Annotated in this window: 22 protein-coding genes and 2 tRNA genes; 11 read left to right on the forward strand and 13 right to left on the reverse strand. The window is 57.3% G+C overall.

The window, feature by feature from the left end; all coding sequences use genetic code 11:
• The first annotated feature begins 40 nt into the window (after positions 1-40).
• From NT131_07895 to NT131_07905, 3 genes are read left to right on the forward strand one after another with little or no spacing between them, the layout of a single operon-like run.
• Entirely contained in the window at positions 41-1,966 is a 1,926-nt protein-coding gene (locus NT131_07895; protein ID MCX6651558.1) for a U32 family peptidase, read from the forward strand.
• Positions 1,967-2,019: 53 nt separating this feature from the next.
• A complete protein-coding gene (locus tag NT131_07900) occupies positions 2,020-2,445 on the forward strand; it encodes a hypothetical protein (protein MCX6651559.1) in 426 nt (141 codons plus the stop codon).
• The gene (locus NT131_07905) at positions 2,439-2,909 is read left to right on the forward strand and encodes a hypothetical protein (GenBank protein MCX6651560.1); all 471 of its coding nucleotides are present in this window, start codon (positions 2,439-2,441) and stop codon (positions 2,907-2,909) included. Before NT131_07900 ends, NT131_07905 begins: the two co-directional genes overlap by 7 nt.
• Here NT131_07905 and NT131_07910 read toward each other — a convergent pair.
• On the reverse strand, positions 2,906-3,220 hold the full coding sequence (locus NT131_07910) for a hypothetical protein (protein MCX6651561.1): 315 nt from the start codon (positions 3,218-3,220) through the stop codon (positions 2,906-2,908). The genes NT131_07905 and NT131_07910 overlap by 4 nt on opposite strands.
• A gap of 40 nt (positions 3,221-3,260) precedes the next feature.
• The gene (locus tag NT131_07915; GenBank protein ID MCX6651562.1) at positions 3,261-3,614 is read right to left on the reverse strand and encodes a hypothetical protein; all 354 of its coding nucleotides are present in this window, start codon (positions 3,612-3,614) and stop codon (positions 3,261-3,263) included.
• Positions 3,615-3,786: 172 nt separating this feature from the next.
• On the opposite strand from NT131_07915, the gene NT131_07920 reads away from it, so the two are divergent.
• Complete coding sequence (locus NT131_07920; protein MCX6651563.1) at positions 3,787-4,392, forward strand: DedA family protein; 606 nt, start codon at positions 3,787-3,789, stop codon at positions 4,390-4,392.
• A 2-nt stretch (positions 4,393-4,394) separates the two neighbouring features.
• Here NT131_07920 and NT131_07925 read toward each other — a convergent pair whose 3' ends face one another.
• Positions 4,395-4,811: a CBS domain-containing protein gene (locus NT131_07925; protein MCX6651564.1), complete on the reverse strand. Its 417-nt coding sequence runs from the start codon at positions 4,809-4,811 to the stop codon at positions 4,395-4,397.
• A gap of 117 nt (positions 4,812-4,928) precedes the next feature.
• Between NT131_07925 and NT131_07930 the strand changes: the two genes are divergently transcribed.
• The gene (locus tag NT131_07930) at positions 4,929-5,672 is read left to right on the forward strand and encodes a hypothetical protein (GenBank protein ID MCX6651565.1); all 744 of its coding nucleotides are present in this window, start codon (positions 4,929-4,931) and stop codon (positions 5,670-5,672) included.
• A 266-nt stretch (positions 5,673-5,938) separates the two neighbouring features.
• Here NT131_07930 and NT131_07935 read toward each other — a convergent pair.
• The 5 genes from NT131_07935 to NT131_07955 all read right to left on the reverse strand — a co-directional run bounded on the left by NT131_07935 (position 5,939) and on the right by NT131_07955 (position 9,012).
• A tRNA-Leu gene (locus NT131_07935) sits at positions 5,939-6,025 on the reverse strand.
• A 24-nt stretch (positions 6,026-6,049) separates the two neighbouring features.
• A complete protein-coding gene (locus NT131_07940; GenBank protein ID MCX6651566.1) occupies positions 6,050-6,487 on the reverse strand; it encodes a hypothetical protein in 438 nt (145 codons plus the stop codon).
• Between the two features lie 44 nt (positions 6,488-6,531).
• Positions 6,532-7,614: an ATP-NAD kinase family protein gene (locus NT131_07945; protein MCX6651567.1), complete on the reverse strand. Its 1,083-nt coding sequence runs from the start codon at positions 7,612-7,614 to the stop codon at positions 6,532-6,534.
• Between the two features lie 121 nt (positions 7,615-7,735).
• Positions 7,736-8,548 (reverse strand): hypothetical protein, encoded by an 813-nt coding sequence (locus NT131_07950; GenBank protein ID MCX6651568.1) that lies wholly within the window; start codon positions 8,546-8,548, stop codon positions 7,736-7,738.
• Positions 8,549-8,655: 107 nt separating this feature from the next.
• Positions 8,656-9,012 (reverse strand): ribbon-helix-helix domain-containing protein, encoded by a 357-nt coding sequence (locus NT131_07955; protein MCX6651569.1) that lies wholly within the window; start codon positions 9,010-9,012, stop codon positions 8,656-8,658.
• Positions 9,013-9,198: 186 nt separating this feature from the next.
• Between NT131_07955 and NT131_07960 the strand changes: the two genes are divergently transcribed.
• Complete coding sequence (locus tag NT131_07960) at positions 9,199-9,717, forward strand: zinc-ribbon domain-containing protein (protein ID MCX6651570.1); 519 nt, start codon at positions 9,199-9,201, stop codon at positions 9,715-9,717.
• Here the strand turns inward: NT131_07960 and NT131_07965 are convergent, their stop codons facing one another.
• Entirely contained in the window at positions 9,718-10,893 is a 1,176-nt protein-coding gene (locus NT131_07965) for an HD domain-containing protein (protein MCX6651571.1), read from the reverse strand.
• A 180-nt stretch (positions 10,894-11,073) separates the two neighbouring features.
• Between NT131_07965 and NT131_07970 the strand changes: the two genes are divergently transcribed.
• Together NT131_07970 and NT131_07975 are read left to right on the forward strand one after the other, a co-directional pair.
• On the forward strand, positions 11,074-11,340 hold the full coding sequence (locus tag NT131_07970) for a hypothetical protein (GenBank protein MCX6651572.1): 267 nt from the start codon (positions 11,074-11,076) through the stop codon (positions 11,338-11,340).
• A 63-nt stretch (positions 11,341-11,403) separates the two neighbouring features.
• Positions 11,404-12,264 (forward strand): cation diffusion facilitator family transporter, encoded by an 861-nt coding sequence (locus tag NT131_07975; GenBank protein ID MCX6651573.1) that lies wholly within the window; start codon positions 11,404-11,406, stop codon positions 12,262-12,264.
• Here the strand turns inward: NT131_07975 and NT131_07980 are convergent, their stop codons facing one another.
• Positions 12,265-13,422 (reverse strand): pyridoxal phosphate-dependent aminotransferase, encoded by a 1,158-nt coding sequence (locus tag NT131_07980; GenBank protein MCX6651574.1) that lies wholly within the window; start codon positions 13,420-13,422, stop codon positions 12,265-12,267. It abuts the gene before it with no gap.
• Between the two features lie 169 nt (positions 13,423-13,591).
• Here NT131_07980 and NT131_07985 point away from each other — a divergent pair, with 169 nt between their 5' ends.
• Both NT131_07985 and NT131_07990 read left to right on the forward strand, forming a co-directional pair.
• Positions 13,592-13,969: a hypothetical protein gene (locus NT131_07985; protein ID MCX6651575.1), complete on the forward strand. Its 378-nt coding sequence runs from the start codon at positions 13,592-13,594 to the stop codon at positions 13,967-13,969.
• 94 nt (positions 13,970-14,063) lie between these two features.
• Positions 14,064-14,525 (forward strand): GyrI-like domain-containing protein, encoded by a 462-nt coding sequence (locus NT131_07990; GenBank protein MCX6651576.1) that lies wholly within the window; start codon positions 14,064-14,066, stop codon positions 14,523-14,525.
• A 105-nt stretch (positions 14,526-14,630) separates the two neighbouring features.
• Here the strand turns inward: NT131_07990 and NT131_07995 are convergent, their stop codons facing one another.
• The 3 genes from NT131_07995 to NT131_08005 form a co-directional block, all read right to left on the reverse strand.
• The gene (locus tag NT131_07995; protein MCX6651577.1) at positions 14,631-14,843 is read right to left on the reverse strand and encodes a hypothetical protein; all 213 of its coding nucleotides are present in this window, start codon (positions 14,841-14,843) and stop codon (positions 14,631-14,633) included.
• A gap of 249 nt (positions 14,844-15,092) precedes the next feature.
• A tRNA-Ile gene (locus NT131_08000) sits at positions 15,093-15,167 on the reverse strand.
• A 206-nt stretch (positions 15,168-15,373) separates the two neighbouring features.
• Positions 15,374-15,763 (reverse strand): S-adenosylmethionine decarboxylase, encoded by a 390-nt coding sequence (locus NT131_08005; GenBank protein ID MCX6651578.1) that lies wholly within the window; start codon positions 15,761-15,763, stop codon positions 15,374-15,376.
• A 384-nt stretch (positions 15,764-16,147) separates the two neighbouring features.
• Here NT131_08005 and NT131_08010 point away from each other — a divergent pair.
• Positions 16,148-17,129, forward strand: a 982-nt coding sequence (locus tag NT131_08010; protein MCX6651579.1) for a hydroxymethylglutaryl-CoA reductase, incomplete at its 3' end; no start/stop codon positions are given.

A 17,129-nucleotide genomic window follows, 5' to 3' on the forward strand; every position in this document is an offset into this window, starting at 1 on the left:
TTCCAGGGAGATTAATATGGGAGCAATCGATTCCGGGGGCATGGAGCTCCTCGCCCCGGTGGGCACGCAGGAAGCGCTGAAGGCGGCCATGGCCGGAGGAGCGGACGCGGTCTACCTGGGCGGGAAGGACTTTGGCGCCCGCCATTTCGCCAGCAACTTCGACGACCACCAGCTGGCCGGCGCCATCAAGATGACTCACGACCGGGGCATGAGGACGTACGTCACCGTGAACACCCTGATCAAGGAGTCGGAGGTCCCGGCCGCCCTCTCGTTCGTGGAGATGCTGGACACCCTAGGGGCGGACGCGGTCATCGTCCAGGACCGCGGCCTGATGACCCTGATAAAAGAACGCTTCTCCATACCCATGCACGCCTCCACCCAGATGGGGATCCACAGCCTGGACGGAGCTATGTGGGCCAAGGCGCAGGGTCTTGAGCGGGTCATACTGGCCCGGGAGCTCGGCCTGGACCAGGTCACGGAGATAGCCGAGAGGTCGCCTGTCGGGGTAGAGGTGTTCATCCACGGCGCCCTTTGTTATTGCTTCTCCGGACAATGCCTTTTCTCCAGCTTCCTGGGGGGCCGCTCCGGTAACCGGGGCATGTGCGCCCAGCCCTGCCGCAAGAGATATTCGAACGGAACAAAGGAAGGATACCTTCTCAGCACCGCCGACACATTCGCCGTGGAGTCCATCCCTGAACTGATGAAGGCGGGCGTGGCCTCGTTGAAGATAGAGGGGCGCATGCGCTCCCCCCAGTATGTCTATCTGACCTCCAAGATCTATTCTCAGGCCATCAAGAGGGCCAAGGAAGGCGTGACGCCGCTGTTGACCGAACGGGAGAAGGAACTGCTGGAAGTGGTCTTCAACCGGGGGTTCTCCGGCGGTTATCTCGTCGAAAAAGAGGTCATGCAGACCGCCTTCCCCGAGTCGAGGGGCAGGCCCATCGGACCGGCGGTGATGAAGAAGGGGACGTTGAGCCTGACCAAGGGCATGCTCGAGCCCGGGGACGGCATCAGCCTGTACCTTGGCGACGAGAAGGTGGGCGGCTTCGACCTGCGCCCCGCCGATCTCGTTGGGGAGGGCGTTAAAGCCTTGCCCCCCTTCCCGCTGAACGAAGGCCAGTACCTCGTATACAAGACCAAGGACCGGGAGTTCCCCAGCATTGAGGAGCTTATAAACCGGATCCAATTCCAGGAGGGGGAGGCGGTCCGGAAGGTCGTGGACGTACCGTCAAAAAGATTGCGCCGGAAGGAAAAGAAGGGCGAGCTCTCCTTCTACGTCTCCAGCCTGACCGTCTTGCAGGCCGTGCTGCCATACGCGGATCGCATCTATTACGATGGGACGAAGCAGGTCGAGGAGGCCGAGGCCGCCTGCCAAGAGACCAGCAAGGAGTTCGTTCGGGTGCTGCCCCGCCTGGCCCTCGGCGAAGAGGTATCGGGCGCCGGTCCGGTCATGGTGCACACCTCCGACCAGTACCAGAGATATCGCCACACACGTTGCTATGGTTCCTACCATATGAACGTCTTCAACAGTTTCACCGTGCCCCAGATGCACCAGTGGACGCTGTCCCCCGAGCTGAACCAGGAGGAGATGTTCCAGCTGCTCTCCGCCACCGAACAGAGGTGCGAGGTCCTGGCCTTCGGGCGCATCGAACTTATGCTGAGCCAGGACCCGACCCTGCCCGAAGGGACCCTGGTGGACGATCGCGGGGTGCGCTATCCTGTGCACCACGACCAGGAAGGGTTCGTACACATCCTGCACAGTACTGACCTGCTCATGCTGGAAAAGGTGCCGGAGCTCCAAGCCATGGGCGTTGATTCGATAGGCATCGACGTGCGCCGGAGGCATCCAGACCTGGCGGCCTTCGTGGCCATGGCGTTCTTCGAGGTCGATCTGGGTGCGGTCGAGGAGCTACGGCGCAAGTGCGGACGCAGCAGCCTTGGACATTACCGCAAGGGAGTGTTCTGAGTTAAGCTACACTTAATGGTTAGCGGAAAGGTCCCTCGCGCGAAATCACGCTCATGCGGGATTGGAGGAATAACGACGAAGGCGTAGGCGGCTTTCTCGAGTCGATACTGGCGGTCATGGCGGTGATCACCGCATCTTCGATATTCTTGGTCATGCTCTCGGTGAGCGCGGTGCAGGAGGGGCCGACCGTCGACGGGGACGAGCTGATCGACCTGCTGCGAGAACAGGGATTGTGGCCTGACGACGGTGAGGCGATCGAACTCGACCTTCTGGAGCAGCGGTTCGCCTCGCTTCCGGCCTTGCCCGAAGGCTTTTCCGGAGTATGTCTGAAATATAGGCCGATGGGCGAGGCGGAGGCCTTGCTGTCCTTGGGCGGCACGCCTCCATCTGGCGCCGCCGTGCTCAGCGCTCGCGCGCCTCTGTTACTGTCGGTCGACGGCCGAGCGATCCCGGCGACGGTGGAGGTGCAGGCGTGGTGATGTCCAGGGACCGCAGGGGCTTGGCGGTCCTGATGGACGCCATGCTGTTCCTGGTAGTGCTCACGGTGCTCAGCGCCAGCATCATAATGCCTGGAACGTCCGTCAACGACGAAGGGCGGAGCGAGATGGCCAAGTCCTTTCACACCGTCATGCTGGGCGGGGAGGTCCCGGGCGGCGACGGCAGCGCCATGTCCCGGACGTCCTTGTCGGCCTACATAATCCTGACGTCTCAGGACGGCCCTGAGCCGACCGCGGAAGAACTGGAGCGCATCGGGATGGCGGTGAACAGAACGATACAGGAGATAGAAAGTATGGGCCAAACGGCCTGGTGGACCCTGGTCATCGACGAGGAGAAGTACGTATTCGGCCAAAGGTGCGAAGGCGACGGAACCTCGTTGTACGTGGACCGCAGGGTGCTGAACGATGACTCGTCCGTCCTCTGCTTCTTGACCATCGCCGCCTAACGCACCTTGCCGACCATTTTGATGGCTAGCTGGGTCGTCCGGTTCAGTTCGATATAGTAAAAGACCATGGCCAGGATCAGGGAGCCGAACATGACGTAGAGACGGTAATCCCCCAGCCCTATGTCCGTCCCGATCATCTCCAGGACCACGAACACGGCGCCCACGACGCTGAGGACGCAGGTCAGGTATCCGTAGATGGACATGGGTATGGCGATGATGCGGCTCTTCTGTCCGCAGATTGCGCAGCTATTAAAGTTGTGCCACGACCTCGGCCGCAGGTCCAAGCAATCCGGGCAATAGGTGAACTTCACGTCTCCCTCATCAAATTGTCCGGTTAATAACTTACCCCGGTCAGGTCATTCCTTCCGTCTCGTGCTCCCGGTTCCAGACGGAATCCGGAAGGCTGCCGTAGACGTCGATCGGCTCTTTCAGGTCCGGTTCATCTTTCAGCAATTTGCCGATGTTCTCCCAGTTGAAGGACCAATAGAATATGCGCCAATTGCGCCCGGAGGCCAGCTGGGTCTCCTCCCACCTAGTGCTCAATATCCGCATGTCCTGTAAGAAGTAGAAAAGGCGGCGATCGTCATGGTTCAGGGCATTATCGATGATCTCGTCGTGATAACCGAAATAGTTGAGCACGCGAAGGGCCACCTCATCCGCCACCGGGCTGCTAAGGCCCACGCTCTTGGTCAGAACCTTGACCACCGAGGCATGCCCCAGGTAAGGTCTCAAACGTGCTCACCAAGATGAATAGCGGTCTACCGCGCCTAAATAGCTTGGTAATGTATCGTAACATCAGGAAAGGAATTTCGCTCCGCCCCCATTTTATTAATATACGGTGCGTTACCGTTTTAGCCGACAGGCACTGGAACCAGTCATGATCATCGATTCCATCAACCAGTTCGTCATCGACCTCATCAACGGTACAGGGTACATAGGCATCTTCCTGGCCATGCTGGTAGAGGGTGTCTTCACCCCCATTCCCAGCGAAATGATCATGCCCTTCGCCGGATATGTGGCATACACCGGCGAACTGAACTATTTCCTGGTCATCCTGGTCGGGTCGCTCGGGGCGGTGGTAGGTTCCTTCATCGCCTTTCTTTTGGCCTGGCACCTGGGTCGGCCCATCATCAATAAGCTCGGTCCATACATCGGGCTAGACCAGAAGAAGCTGGAGACGGCCGAGCACTGGTTCAAGAAATGGGGGGGTCTGGGGCATATTCATCGGGCACTCCCTCCCCGGCATCCGATCAATAATATCCTTCCCCGCCGGGCTGGCCAAGATGGACCGTTTGAAGTTCATCACCTTCACCTTCTTCGGGGCGCTGGTCTGGAACACCGTGCTGGTTACTGCGGGATACTTACTCGGCGAGAACTGGATGCAGTTCTGGAAGAGCACCGACGGGTTGGACTACATACTGCTCGGTGCTCTGGCCATAGCATTGGCGGTCTACTACCTCTATTACCGACACAAGAAGGCTAAGCTCACTCGATCATCAGGCAGCGAATGACGTCCTGACGGGAGAGCATGCCCTTCAACTTCCCCTTCTCCAGGACCGGCAGGCTGCGCAGGTTGAACTCCACCATGAAATCGGCGGCCGTGGATATGTCGTCCTCCGGGGATACGTAGACGTTGGCGGCGTGCATTATGTCGCCTGCGGTCTTGCTGTAGAGCATCATGAACCTGCCAACGTTAACGTTCACCCCCGAGGTGAAGGCCTTGAGCAGGTCCAGCTTGCTGACCACGCCCACCAGGTCCTGCCCGTCCACCACCGGGAAGCTGTTGAAGTCATATTTCTCGAACATCTCCTTCAATTGCTTGAGGTCGGTGCTGGAGGTTACGGTCACCACTTCCTTGGTCATGACCTCCTTGACCTTTTTGCGGGCGATGTGACGTTCCATGAGGATATCATTTACATTTAAGGCGTCCATTCGATATTGAACTATCGCTGGTATTTTGCGTTAGCGACATCGTCATTCCAATGAAACAGTTTAATGCGCCTTGCGGGATACGTCATCATGGCCGGAGGTCAGGAGGGAGGCTGGGGGACGGTCAGGTCCATGGTCATGGACCCATGTCCCAACTGCCCGAGGGACCGGACGAAGATGCCGGTCCATTTCAACCGGAAGGCCGACCCCTCCAAAGTTGATTTTTTGATCGTTTCGCAGGAACCAGGGTTCTGGCTTCGGCAAACAGGTTCGAACGAGGCCGCCGAACAGAAGTTGGCCGCGCTGTGCAGGAACGGCGGTCCGGCCGACGAGGTGAAGAAGGCTAATCCGCTCAGCAAGGTGCTGCAGCTCTTCGGCAGCTTTGACCCGGCTGAAGGGCGCGTATACTGGACGCACGCCCTGAAATGTGTCCCGGCCAACAGCGACCGGGATGTCAACAAGGAGTGGCGCAAGGCCGCGACGAAATGCCAGGAGCACTTCGTCAACGAGCTCCGGTCTCTGGGAAAGGATGAGCTGAACGTCATCGCCTTCGGCAAGTATGCCTTGGAGATGTGCCTGACAGTATTCGACGGACAGGACATCGACCAGGAGCTGAGCATCAGCGAGTTCATGCAATCAACGAAATTGCCGCTGAACTACAAGCATCGCTTCAAGGACGGCTCGTCAAAGAACATCAACCTGTTCGTGTTCACCAATCCCTCTTCTGAGGTGGTCAAGGTCATGAAGAGCGGGGGGAAGATGACCACCGAGGAGATCCAGGACCTGGAGGGGAAAAAGATAAAGGACCTGCTTACTAGAAAGAGCGGAAGGTGACTTCACCATCGGGCGCCAAAGATGCTCTGAAAACCACCGGTCGGTCAGGCTATTAAGTTCGTCCAGACCAATCAACTTCGCTTTGCTTGAAGATCACTTCACATCATGAGGGATCCGCACAGCAGGCACTTGGTAGCCCCCGCGGGGTTCATCCCTCCGCAAACAGCACACTTCTTCTGGTCGCCTACGTTAGTTATTCCCATGGCATATCCATTGAGCGTCAGTCACTATAAACACGATGTCGTTGGATAAGAAATGGTAATCGCTGGTGCAGGGGTGGAGATTTGAACTCCAGAACCACTAAGGATAGGATCCTAAGTCCTACGCCGTTGGCCAAGCTTGGCTACCCCTGCTTGTGATTTCGGAATGGCAATTTCCTATTTATCCTGTCGGTCAATGAGCTCTTGAAGCATCACCTTGGCGTTCTCCAGGGCCTTCTCCCGGCGCTTGGGGTAGCTCTCCACCTTGGCCCGGACGTGGATGCAGTCGTCGCCTGAGGAGACCACCAATTCCTCCTCGAAGGCCTTCTGCTTGTCCAGGCGGAAGAAGAACTGTCCGTCGTCGTCCAGCCTCTGATCAATGGATGATAGGAGCTCCTTCAGGTCCTCCCTCGACAGGCGTCTGAAGAAGGCTCGGATGTCCGCCTTGCGGGTAAGATCGCACTCCATGATCAGGATCTTATTGCCGTGATACCCTTCGGAATGCGTCACGACGGCCTCCTGGCCGCCAGAAACGAACTCCAGGGCTTTCTTCACCCTTTCCTCCACCTCGGTGGCGTGGCAGAAAGTGCGTAGGTCAAGATGGATGACGCTCATCGCCAGGGCTATGGTAGCCTTGATTCAAAATCATTTGCTGCGTTTCAGGGGCAGCGGACCATACGGTACTGCGAATAACCGACCAGCACCTTCTGGTAGCCGCTCATCTTCCGGTCGATGTCAACGTCCCCCGAGTCCGAACGCAAACAGCTCGTTTCCCTCAGTTTGGCCGGGGTGGCGATCACCTGGACGTACTCCAGACCGATCGCCTCGATCACCTTGGCGGATATTTGCTGGTTCCCCCGACCAAAGACAAAGCCCTGGCGCCCTATCGGGGTGATGATCAACGCCACCTTTTCCCCACGGACCAGGCGGAGCAGGTCGTCCTCGGAGGCGTCCGCCTGCAGCAGCTTTCCGTTCAGATAGACATCCACTCCGAGCAGGGTCTTGGGCTGCCCCATCCTATCGGCCACCGCCTTGGTCGTCGTCCCCGGGCCCAGGACGTACAGGGTTCCCGGCTCCATGTCCTCCACCACGAACTCGGCGATTACCGCCTTCTGCTCATCGTCCGAGGTACCGTAGGTAGCGCCTTTGGGAGGCTGCATGCTCCCGCCCTCTGGCACGCGCAGATAACCATACAGATGGGCCTTGAGCTCGCCTGCGCGGAAGGCTTCCTCGTCCACGTCCATCACCTCCGCCAGGCGCGTCGGTGCCCCCTCGACGAATGAACGAACGGCGTCCCCGGCCTCCTCCGGGGTGTTGGCGAAGACCGCCGAATGCATCTTGACGCCGGACGGTACCCCGATAACCGGGACCTTCTCCCCCACCGAGTCCATTACATCGCGGGCCGTCCCGTCCCCCCCGCAGAAGACGATCAGTTCCACCTTCCGCTCCAGGAACTCGGTGCAGGCCTTCCGGGTGTCCTCCGGACCGGTCTCGCCCTCATTGGCGTGGACCACTTCGAACTCATACCCCAGTTCGGAAAGCACCGCCGCCCCCATCTCCCCCGCGGCGGTGAGGAACCGCACCTCCCCGCCAACCCGGGACAAGGCGCGCAGCGCCCGGCCGCGGGCCACCGGAACGGCGCCTCGCCTCAAGGCCTCGCGGTACGCTCCGCCGTCCGTTCCCTTCAAGGCCACGCTGCCGCCCATGCCGGCCACGGGGTTGATGATTAATCCCACAAGCACGCAAAGACAACGTATGAAGACGAAATAAGACCTTTGGATGTCAGTTCGTTAGAATTGATTCGGGGGTGGTACGGCGGCTGACATCCGCCGCACCTAGATCGTTTGGAAGCCGATAATCGGTTTACCGCATCAGTCCCAGCTCGCCAGTCGGGCGCAGGTCGACCTCGGCCGGCCCCTTGGCGGCCACAACCAGCTCGGGCATGACGTACTGAGGCATCTTCGCCTCGGTCTTCTGTTCGTCCCCGTGCATATACTGGATGACCTCCTCGGTCAGAGCGCTCATGAAGGACATGCTGACCTGAGAGCAAAACGAGTCGATGATCTTGACCACGCTGTTGTCGATCACGGAGAAGGCCTTGTTCAGGGGCATCTCTTCCGCTATGTTCAGCAGCCGGTCGTTCTCCACCACCACGGTGGTCTTGGCTATCTTCCTGATCTTGGATATGCCCATCTGGGCCTTCTGCACCCTCTCCGTCTCGAAGGAGAAGGGGGTGATCGCTATTACGAACGTGATGGAGTTCAGGTCCTTGGCCGCTTGGGCCACCACTGGAGCGGTCCCGGTCCCCGTCCCGCCGCCCATGCCAGCGATGACGAACACGATGTCCCGGTCCTTTATGGCCTCCTTGATGGCGTCCTTGGCGCACTCCGCGCAGTACTCCCCGACCTCGGGAAATCCATCGGCGCCCCGCCCCTCGGTCACGTCCTTGCCGATGAGCAGCTTCTTGTGCGCGTTGATCTTCTGCAGCGAGCGCTCGTCGGTGTTGATGGCGACCGTCTGCACGTTCTTCCTGCAGCTGCCGAAGATGTTGTTGACTATATTGTTGCCAGCACCCCCGCAGCCTACTACCGATATCTTAGGTTCGGTCAGGCCTCGGCTGAGCATCGAAACCATTTGCTCGGTCCTGATCGTTTGTTCCATTATCCCGGCTTCCATTTTTTTGGCCCCTTTTTTGTGCGCGGGGCGCATGAGCGCCTCCGCTAAAGTAAGTTAGTGCATCCCATCCCTGTGTGCTCTCGCCCAGAGCTATGTCCGCAGGTCCTTCACATCCTTGCCGCGATCTGCCTCTGCTTGATCAGTAGTTCGTCCTTGGCCTTTTGCAGGTTGTCCGCAGACACGAACTCCTTCCGGAGGCATTCCACGACTATGTCCTCCACCGAGTTGTAGTAGCCATCCTCTACCATCCCTTCCATCATGCTACGTACGACCGGCGGAACCTTCACGACCATCTCGCCCTTGGAGCTTTCGACCCGCGTTCCACCATCCCTTTCTATGAATGTGCGAAGGGCGATCCTTGCGAGCTGCGACCGGTTCGAGATATCCGGGTGCCCTTCGATGAACTCATCGATGAGCTCCAGGTCCTCGCCCTCAAGGCGCAGCGATATCCTCTCTCCCTCCATGGTCAATACTCTCCTTGGCAAGACTGAAAATTAGATTGTCATATAAACTATTTAAAATGTATGTCATTTGTCATATTTCGTCATACCAACGCAGCCAGCAATAAAAAAGAGGTAACAAATACAGGACATAAACGGCGTGAACGATGCTGTCATAAATAACCCTGGCCATATACTCATCGATAAACGATGTCGAACTGCGCGAGCTGTGGAAAGGCCATCCTGGAGGACATGCGCTTCTGCCCCTATTGCGGCCAGCCTGTCGCTTCCGAGGAGTTGGAGCGCTTCGAACCGACCCATGGCGAGGTCATCAGCGCGATAGCTTCCCCGGCGCACATCGTAGGACACGAAGGCATTTTCGCACTGGCCTTCACCAAGGAGCGCTTGATATTCGCCCGCATCGAATCCCATCCGGGAGACAAGATCAAGGGAGAGCTGCTCCAGGCGGGGATCTTCTTGCCTGGTTCTAGCGGAACCTCGAACACCTCGCGCTTCTATGAGATGGACCCGGACCAGGTGCTGCAGGAATCGCCTGGCAACTTCCACCTGAACACCGATGAGGTCGACTCGGTCAAACTGTCATACGACGAGGGCAGCTACGTCGTGGACGTGCGCCATGGCGATGAGCGCACAAAGATTACCTTGCCCTACGACAAGTACTACCGCGACCTGCTCTTCCAGGCCTTCGAGGGCCGCATGTCCTGGTGATCAGATGTCCATGTGGTCCAGCTCCAACATAAGTTGGTAGAAGTCGATGCCCGACACCGTCCCGGATGCCTGATATATCTCCAGCAGACGCTGCTTCCCTGCCCTGAGCACTTTCGAACTGACACCGTACTTTATGGAGGAGTTGGCCTCGATGAAGGCCGCCAGGTTGTCGCACCCTTTCAGCATGGCCCCGTCCGCCGCCCAGGGGCGCTCGTCCTTGTTCTCCACATCCCGGTTCCGGTTGCGGAAGGGGTCCAGCACCAGACCTTCAAAGTCCTTGCGCCAGGTGGCCGGGAGCAGGGGCAGCAGGTTCTCCTCCACCTCCTGTTCCTCGTAATCGGCGATAAGCTCCTCCAGGCCGCCCACGGACTTCTTCACCGGGGTGATTATGTCCTTGGTCAATACTTCTGGCAGGTCGTGGAACAGGGCGGTGTAGAAGTTGTTCACCGTGCGCTTCGGATCGGCCGAGATGCGTAGCGAGCAAAGATAGGACATTATTGCGACCATGAGCATGTGCCCCAGGACCGAGGTCCGGGGGATGCGCGGAGCCCGGGCCCAGCGCTGCTGGTAGCGCAGCTGGCCACAGAACTCGATGAAGCCGTAGGACTTCTTGGCCAGCATGATGCGCTGCACTCCTATCAGATCGTAGTGGTCCTCGATCTGCATCTCGATGTTGTGCTTGGTCTCCTCGATCCCCATCATGGTGGGGTTCGCCGCATAGATCAAACGGAACTCCCAATTGGTCGCCAGATAGTGCGCTGCCCGCAGCACCCTCCGTTCAATGCTCTCGTCCTTCTCTAGATGATAGGCTTTGAAGCGGGCTAGGAAGTCCGGGTCGATGTCCGGAACCTCGGATATCAGCTCGCGGAAGACGTACTCGTTGAGCTCCTTGCCCTTCTCCTTCTGCATGCGATGATATACTGGAGGTTTCAGGTCCGTCAGGAAGATGCGGTGCAGGAACTCGAATATGCCGCCCTCGATTATCTTGGTCCAATCGATGCTCCGCCCCTTCTCCGTCTCCTCGAACCTGGCCAGTACGTAAGCGATGACCATCTTGTGCGATTGCTTGTCCAATTCCGTCAGTTCCACGGGGCGGATGTGGTCGTTCCACCGCTGCATGTTGGCGGCCTCGAAGAACTTGTAGATCAGTTTAGCATTCATTGGTCCTTGGGACATGGCGCTCCTCTGAGAATATGGCGGGAATGGAGTTAAGAGTTCGCAAAAAATAAAGGGACAATTAAAGCAACTTATCGCCTTCCGCCCCTTCTCCGATACTTACATCTCTTTTTTAGAGCAAGCTTTTTCATGTCCATTCACATCTTTCAGGTTGTGAACGGGCCCGGATCTGACGAACGGATGCGCCACCTCTACCAGGCGAACAGGAAGAACATCATAAAGCTGTCACGCACCAAGAACAAAGGTGGTAAGGCCGCTACGCAGGTCGATGTCATGCTGGAGACCGGGGAGATACTGCTGAGCGTGAACATCCGTCCCTCCAAGGTTATCTTCACCGAGGACAAGAGCTACCTGACCTTCTTCGTCCGCCACGACCCAAAGCTGTCGGAGCAAGAGTTAGATGCCCTTTTCGAAAAAGCCCTGGCCGAAAATGGACCGAGGCCTTGACCATCGTTATTAATTCTTGAGTAGCAAAAAAGGTTTATCGGGCTTGTACCCTTTCTCTTTAGATTGAAAAAGGAACAAGTTGCCAAGCTGACGGTGGCTGGCGGGCTGTTGATATTCGCCATCAAGCTGATAGCCTATCTGATATCAGGCTCGGTGGCCTTGCTTTCGGATGCGCTGGAATCCATAGTCAACATCGTGGCCTCGGTCATGATGCTGGTCTGCGTGAACATCGCCATGATGCCGGCCGACGCGGACCACAAGTACGGTCATCAGCGTGCCGAGAACATATCCTGCCTGGTCGAAGGCATTCTCATTATCATCGCCGCCCTGCTCATCATCCTGGCCAGCGTTGGGCGCCTGTTTCATCCGGTCCCGTTCACCTCCATAGACCTGGCCCTGGTCGTCTCCCTGACCGCCACGGCCCTGAACGGGGGGCTCTCGTACATCCTTTCCCGTTCCTCGCGGGAGAACGGCTCCATTGCCCTAGAGGGGGATGCCAAGCACCTACTTTCTGACGTCATATCGTCCATAGGCATCGTCATCGGCCTGTTCCTGGCCAAGATCACCGGCTGGTATATCCTGGACCCCATCCTCGCTCTGATCGTCGCCGCTCTGCTGGTGCGCATGGCCATCTCCGTGCTGAAAAAGACCACCAGCGACCTGATGGACCACAGCCTCCCGGAGATCGAGGTCATCATCGAGGACGTGCTGAAAAAACAACAGGGTTTCCTGCAATACCACGACCTGAAGACCCGCCACGTCGGCGATTGCGTCTACGCGGAAATGCACATATGCGTTCACGCGGATAGCACGGTAGCCGAGGCCCACGATCTCACGGAGAGGATCGAGGAGGCCCTGCGTGAAAAGGTGCCGAGCATCGTGGTCAGCATCCACATGGAAACGGAAAGGCAGATCGAGGGCTAATCACCATTTCAGACGTGACAACCGGTCGCAGGCGGCCTTCAGGACGTCATCCTTCTTGGCGAAGCAGAACCTGACCAGGTCCTCCCCGCCCTCGTGATAGAAGGCGGAACCGGGAACGCTGGCCACCCCGCATTCCTTCAGGATTTGCAAGGCCTTTTCCTTGGAATCCCGTCCCGGAACGGAGCTGACGTCCGCCAGTACGTAATAGGAGCCCTGGGGCACGTGTGGGTACAGTCCGCCGTCGCGCAGGCCGCGCACCATCGTCTCTCGCTTGGCCTGGTACTGTTGACAGAGCCGCCGGTAGAACTCGCTCGATAGCCGGTCGATGCCCTTGGCCACGCCCACCTGCAACGGTGCCGGGGCGCACACGTACACCAGGTCGTTCATGTAACCGATCATGCGGGCCCATTTTCGGTCGCAGACGGCGTAACCGATGCGCCACCCGGTGATGCTGAACGTCTTCGAATAGCCGGAGATGACCACCACGCGGTCCCGGCTGTCGGCGAAGGAAAGGGGCGAGACGTGCTGGCGGTCGTCGTACACGAAGTACTCGTAGATCTCGTCGGAAAAGATAAAGAGGTCATGGTCCACGGCCAGGTCCGCGAGCGCCTTCAGCTCGTCGCGCCTGAACACCTTGCCCGAGGGGTTGGAGGGCGTGTTTACCACGATGGCCTTGGTCCGGGGTCCGATATGGTCCTTGATCGCTTCCAGGTCCAGCTCCCAATCCGGCGGATACGTGCTGACGAACACCGGCACCGCTTCCATGGCCAACAGCGTGTTCACATGATAGCCGTAGTACGGCTCGAGCACGATGACCTCGTCCCCGGGGTCCAGCAAGGCCATGCAGGTGCAGTAGAAAGCGCCAGTAGCTCCGGCTGAGCATACCACCTCGCCTTCCGGGTCAACGTCCAGGCGGTTGAACTCCTTGAACTTCTTCGAGATGGCCTGCCTCAATATCGGCAGCCCGTCGTACCGGGTGTAGGCGTTGATGCCGTCCAGCGCCGCCTGGTACGCCCCCTCGATGACCTCTGACGGGGTATCGGTGTCGCAGACCCCCTGGGCCAGGTTTATTCCTCCTACCCGGATGCATTCCAAGGTCATGTTCCTTATCTCGGACTGCACGATGAGCTGCGAACGTTGGCTGAAGTCACTTTTCATGGTCTCTGGAACTGCAAGGGGTCCGCGGAATTAAAATGGTATCTGGGCCTCCGATGCCACCGCCGTACGCTCCTACCCGATAATGGGATTGCTGCAAAGACTAATGATGTTGGAGCGCGTTGAACAACTGTCACGCTCTGTTTGTGGACGTGTGGATGATATTATGGAAATGGAAAACTTAGAGATTCCGGTCACGGACGACGTTGGCAACAGGAAATTGACTCTGAAGGTCCTGCAAGGACTTTACTCGGACATGCTTAACGAATACGAGAGGCAGATCGACGAGGTGGCCGCTCTGGGTCGGGTCTCCCGGAACACCCTATACAACCCAGCGGTCCTGCACGAGATAGAGAGCATGGCCTACCGGAGGAAGTTCGAGGAGCTGTTGTCGGCCGTGTGGATCGCCCAATCCCAGCTGGGAGACATCATCGCTCTGCAACGGACCGTATGCGTCCTCAAGCGCTCCATGTCCGAAGAGGACATAGTCTCCACGGAAAAGGTGGAAAGGGACATAGACCACCAAGCGCTGCCTTACGAAACGATATGATCTCAGCTAACCAATTCCCGGCCTGACAAGGCCGGATGTATACTTTTCAACATCTCCCCATTAAACATATTAGGCCTTTCTTCCCTATCACAACATGATTAACATGGAGGGCATCGAGATCATTACGACGAAAAAGATAACGGCCATAGCCATCAGGGAGACGGTGAAGGTCGGTGAGATGCCTCAGGCCATGGGGCTCATGTTCTTAGAGCTCGGTCCGCTTTTGGGGAAAGCGGTCCGCTGTGTCGGGCCACCGTTCGCATTGTACCATTCGTGGTCTGGTGAAGAGATGGACATGGACGTCGGTTTCCCGGTGGCCGGAAAGGGCGTGACGAAAGGAAGGGTGCGTCCCATCGAGCTCCCTGCGGTCAAGGCTGCGGTGGCCATGCATGTAGGGCCGTACGAAACCATATCCGACACCTACAACAAGATGATGGTGTGGATGGAGGAGAAGGGCTACAAGCCATTGGACTTCATGTGGGAAGAGTACCTGAACGGCCCGCAGGACACCCCGCCTGAAAAACTGATGACCCGGCTGATATGGCCTGTTAGGTAGGGCCTATTAAGAACGAATGCCCAGAAGAGCATTTGTTGTCCAATATAGTGAAATCGATGAGGCCGATATGATTTTAAAGATGACGGGTCTGGCATGTAAAAAGGATCACCGGTCAAAGATCACGCCATCGATCAAGCGGCGGCTCTTGATCACCGTACCGCACTTTGGGCAAAGAAGGTTGGAACGGGTCACCTTCGCATCCTTCAGGTTGTTGATGAGCACATAATCGTAGAAAAGAAGGTTCCCCGGTTTATCGACCAGTTCCTCATCCTTCCCTTCCCAATCACAATTGTAACATTTTACCACAGGTCTCACCATGTGCCATATGTTCCTATGGCCATATCCGCCCATGCCAAGGAACGGACGTTCGCAGAGAGCATCTGGAGGTTGCTCACAGGATGCTCCAAGTATGTACCATTTGTCATCCGTTCTCTTGATGGATCGTTCTTTTTCATATGTTAAACGAAGGATCAAAGGACCGTACCTGATCGCATCGATTCAAACTTGATGTCCCACTCATAAAACAACCTAAAAACGGAAAAAATTGGGGTGAGTCAGTGAAATGGATGGGCCCAAGGTGATTCGAACACCTGACCTCCCGGTTATCAGCCGGGCGCTCCAACCAGGCTAAGCTATGGGCCCAAGTGGATTGGCGAATGCGGAGTTCGATTTTAAACCTTTCCATGGTCCTGGCGTGCCAAAAGGGTTGACAGCATGTTTTTCAGCATCGTCAGAAGACAGTTGACCAGGAATTGTTAATGAAAATTAGAAGAAGTATGACCAGTCTGCAGTGTTTGGCCGCAGCTGGGGCGTTTAAACCTTTTGGGTCCTGTATTTCAGGCGGGCGTTTAGTTCCTGAAGGATACGGAGTACTCCATCTCCTTGGCCCCAAAGTACTTCTTACAGTACTTGGCGGTCTTCTCGGGTGGGTATTCCCTGCAACTGAAGACGTCGATGAACGCGCGGTCCGTGTCTTCAGCGAAGTGACCAGAGATCAGAGAGGTCTCGATCAGCTGGGCCAGCGAATATCCCTCTACCTTGGGAATGGGCCCGAACCGGACAACTATAGGGTCGCCGAACCTCTTCATCTTGATATAGTCGCAAAGGTCGATGGCGAACTGGGTGATGACCTCCTTGCTCCGGATCTTCTCCGGGTCGCACTTTCTAAGGTCGATCGAGGTTAAAAGGCCCCATTCGTCTTCCTTCACGTACTTTTCTATCACTTCTTTGTCCGTCAAGAGTTTTCCTGCCTTAGGACTCATACTGTACATTTCTGGTAACGCCCTCTAGGTGTATTACACCTTGAATCGACCGCATGAACGCTTCTGATATTAAAACTTAACCCGTAACCTTTGGTATGTTAAGAGGTGTTACTCAACGCCGTTAAAGAATTAAAGTAATAACCTTTATTAGATTAATTCTTATTGTAAATATAATGAGTTCAGGCTTCGGGGCGGACACATGTTAACACATATCAAGGGCGAGCTTCGGGCACGGCTTGGAAATCCGTTCAAAATGCGAACCTATATCCGAAATCCGTCCGACCCGAAAAGCATATATATTTTGTGGTAGGCGCCGACAGGGCCGAGAAGGTTATCTAATACGACCCTAATTCCATGCCGATGAATTCGACCAACGGTCTCCGGAACAAGGGCAAGACCAGGACGGACATGGACGACAGGCGGAAGGCGGTGGAGGAGTTCACTGGCGTACGTCTGGAGCAATCCGGGAGCTGCTCCTTCGATCCCATCCTGGCGGAGAAGAACGTCGAGAACATGATCGGCTGCACCCAAATTCCGTTGGGTTTCGTCGGTCCCCTCAAGGTGAACGGGGACCACGCCCAGGGCGAGTTCCTGGTGCCCCTGGCCACCACCGAAGGCGCTCTGGTGGCCTCAATTAATCGCGGCGCCTTCATCATCACCGCCTCCAGTGGAGCAGAGGCCATCATCATAAAGGACGAGATGACCCGGGCCCCGGTGTTCCGCACCAACGGGGTGCGCCAGGCCAAGCAGGTGGCCGACTGGGTCTGCGAAAATTTCAGAGAGGTCAAGGCGGCCGCCGAATCCACCACCAAGCACGGCAAGCTGTTAAAGGTGCACGCCTTCGCCTCGGGACGATCGCTTTTCCTGCGCTTCTATTACGATACCGGTGACGCCATGGGCATGAACATGTGCACCATCGCCACCGAGGCTGCCAGCCGCCTGATCGAGGAGAGGACCGGAGTCAAACTCATATCCGTCTCCGGCAACCTGTGCGTGGACAAGAAGCCCGCTGCCATCAACTTCATCGAGGGGCGGGGAAAGATGGTCCTGGCCGACGTGCGCATACCCGAAGAGATGGTCAGGGACAAGCTGCACACCACGCCCGAGGCCATGGTCGAGACCTGCTACCGCAAGAATCTGGTCGGGAGCAGCATGGCCCTTTCCTACGGCTTTAACGCTCATGCCGCAAATATGCTCGCCGCCCTCTACATCGCCACCGGCCAGGACCCCGCTCAGGTGGCGGAAGGGAGCATGGTCACCACCTCCTGCGAGGTGTGCGAAGAGGGGGTCTACCTCTCCGTCCGTCTGCCGTGCGTTGAGGTCGGTACCGTCGGCGGGGGCA

It is taken from the genome of Methanomassiliicoccales archaeon, from assembly GCA_026394395.1.
GTDB lineage: Archaea > Thermoplasmatota > Thermoplasmata > Methanomassiliicoccales > UBA472 > UBA472.

Bases quoted from the DNA above. Each gene is read 5' to 3' on its own strand.
- NT131_07895 (MCX6651558.1), top strand. From the start codon at position 41: ATGGAGCTCCTCGCCCCGGTGGGCACGCAGGAAGCGCTGAAGGCGGCC.
- NT131_07900 (MCX6651559.1), top strand. From the start codon at position 2,020: ATGCGGGATTGGAGGAATAACGACGAAGGCGTAGGCGGCTTTCTCGAG.
- NT131_07920 (MCX6651563.1), top strand. From the start codon at position 3,787: ATGATCATCGATTCCATCAACCAGTTCGTCATCGACCTCATCAACGGT.
- NT131_07925 (MCX6651564.1), bottom strand. From the start codon at position 4,811: ATGGAACGTCACATCGCCCGCAAAAAGGTCAAGGAGGTCATGACCAAG.
- NT131_07930 (MCX6651565.1), top strand. From the start codon at position 4,929: ATGGCCGGAGGTCAGGAGGGAGGCTGGGGGACGGTCAGGTCCATGGTC.
- NT131_07940 (MCX6651566.1), bottom strand. From the start codon at position 6,487: ATGAGCGTCATCCATCTTGACCTACGCACTTTCTGCCACGCCACCGAG.
- NT131_07950 (MCX6651568.1), bottom strand. From the start codon at position 8,548: ATGGAAGCCGGGATAATGGAACAAACGATCAGGACCGAGCAAATGGTT.
- NT131_07955 (MCX6651569.1), bottom strand. From the start codon at position 9,012: ATGGAGGGAGAGAGGATATCGCTGCGCCTTGAGGGCGAGGACCTGGAG.
- NT131_07960 (MCX6651570.1), top strand. From the start codon at position 9,199: ATGTCGAACTGCGCGAGCTGTGGAAAGGCCATCCTGGAGGACATGCGC.
- NT131_07965 (MCX6651571.1), bottom strand. From the start codon at position 10,893: ATGTCCCAAGGACCAATGAATGCTAAACTGATCTACAAGTTCTTCGAG.
- NT131_07970 (MCX6651572.1), top strand. From the start codon at position 11,074: ATGCGCCACCTCTACCAGGCGAACAGGAAGAACATCATAAAGCTGTCA.
- NT131_07980 (MCX6651574.1), bottom strand. From the start codon at position 13,422: ATGAAAAGTGACTTCAGCCAACGTTCGCAGCTCATCGTGCAGTCCGAG.
- NT131_07985 (MCX6651575.1), top strand. From the start codon at position 13,592: ATGGAAAACTTAGAGATTCCGGTCACGGACGACGTTGGCAACAGGAAA.
- NT131_07990 (MCX6651576.1), top strand. From the start codon at position 14,064: ATGATTAACATGGAGGGCATCGAGATCATTACGACGAAAAAGATAACG.
- NT131_07995 (MCX6651577.1), bottom strand. From the start codon at position 14,843: ATGGTGAGACCTGTGGTAAAATGTTACAATTGTGATTGGGAAGGGAAG.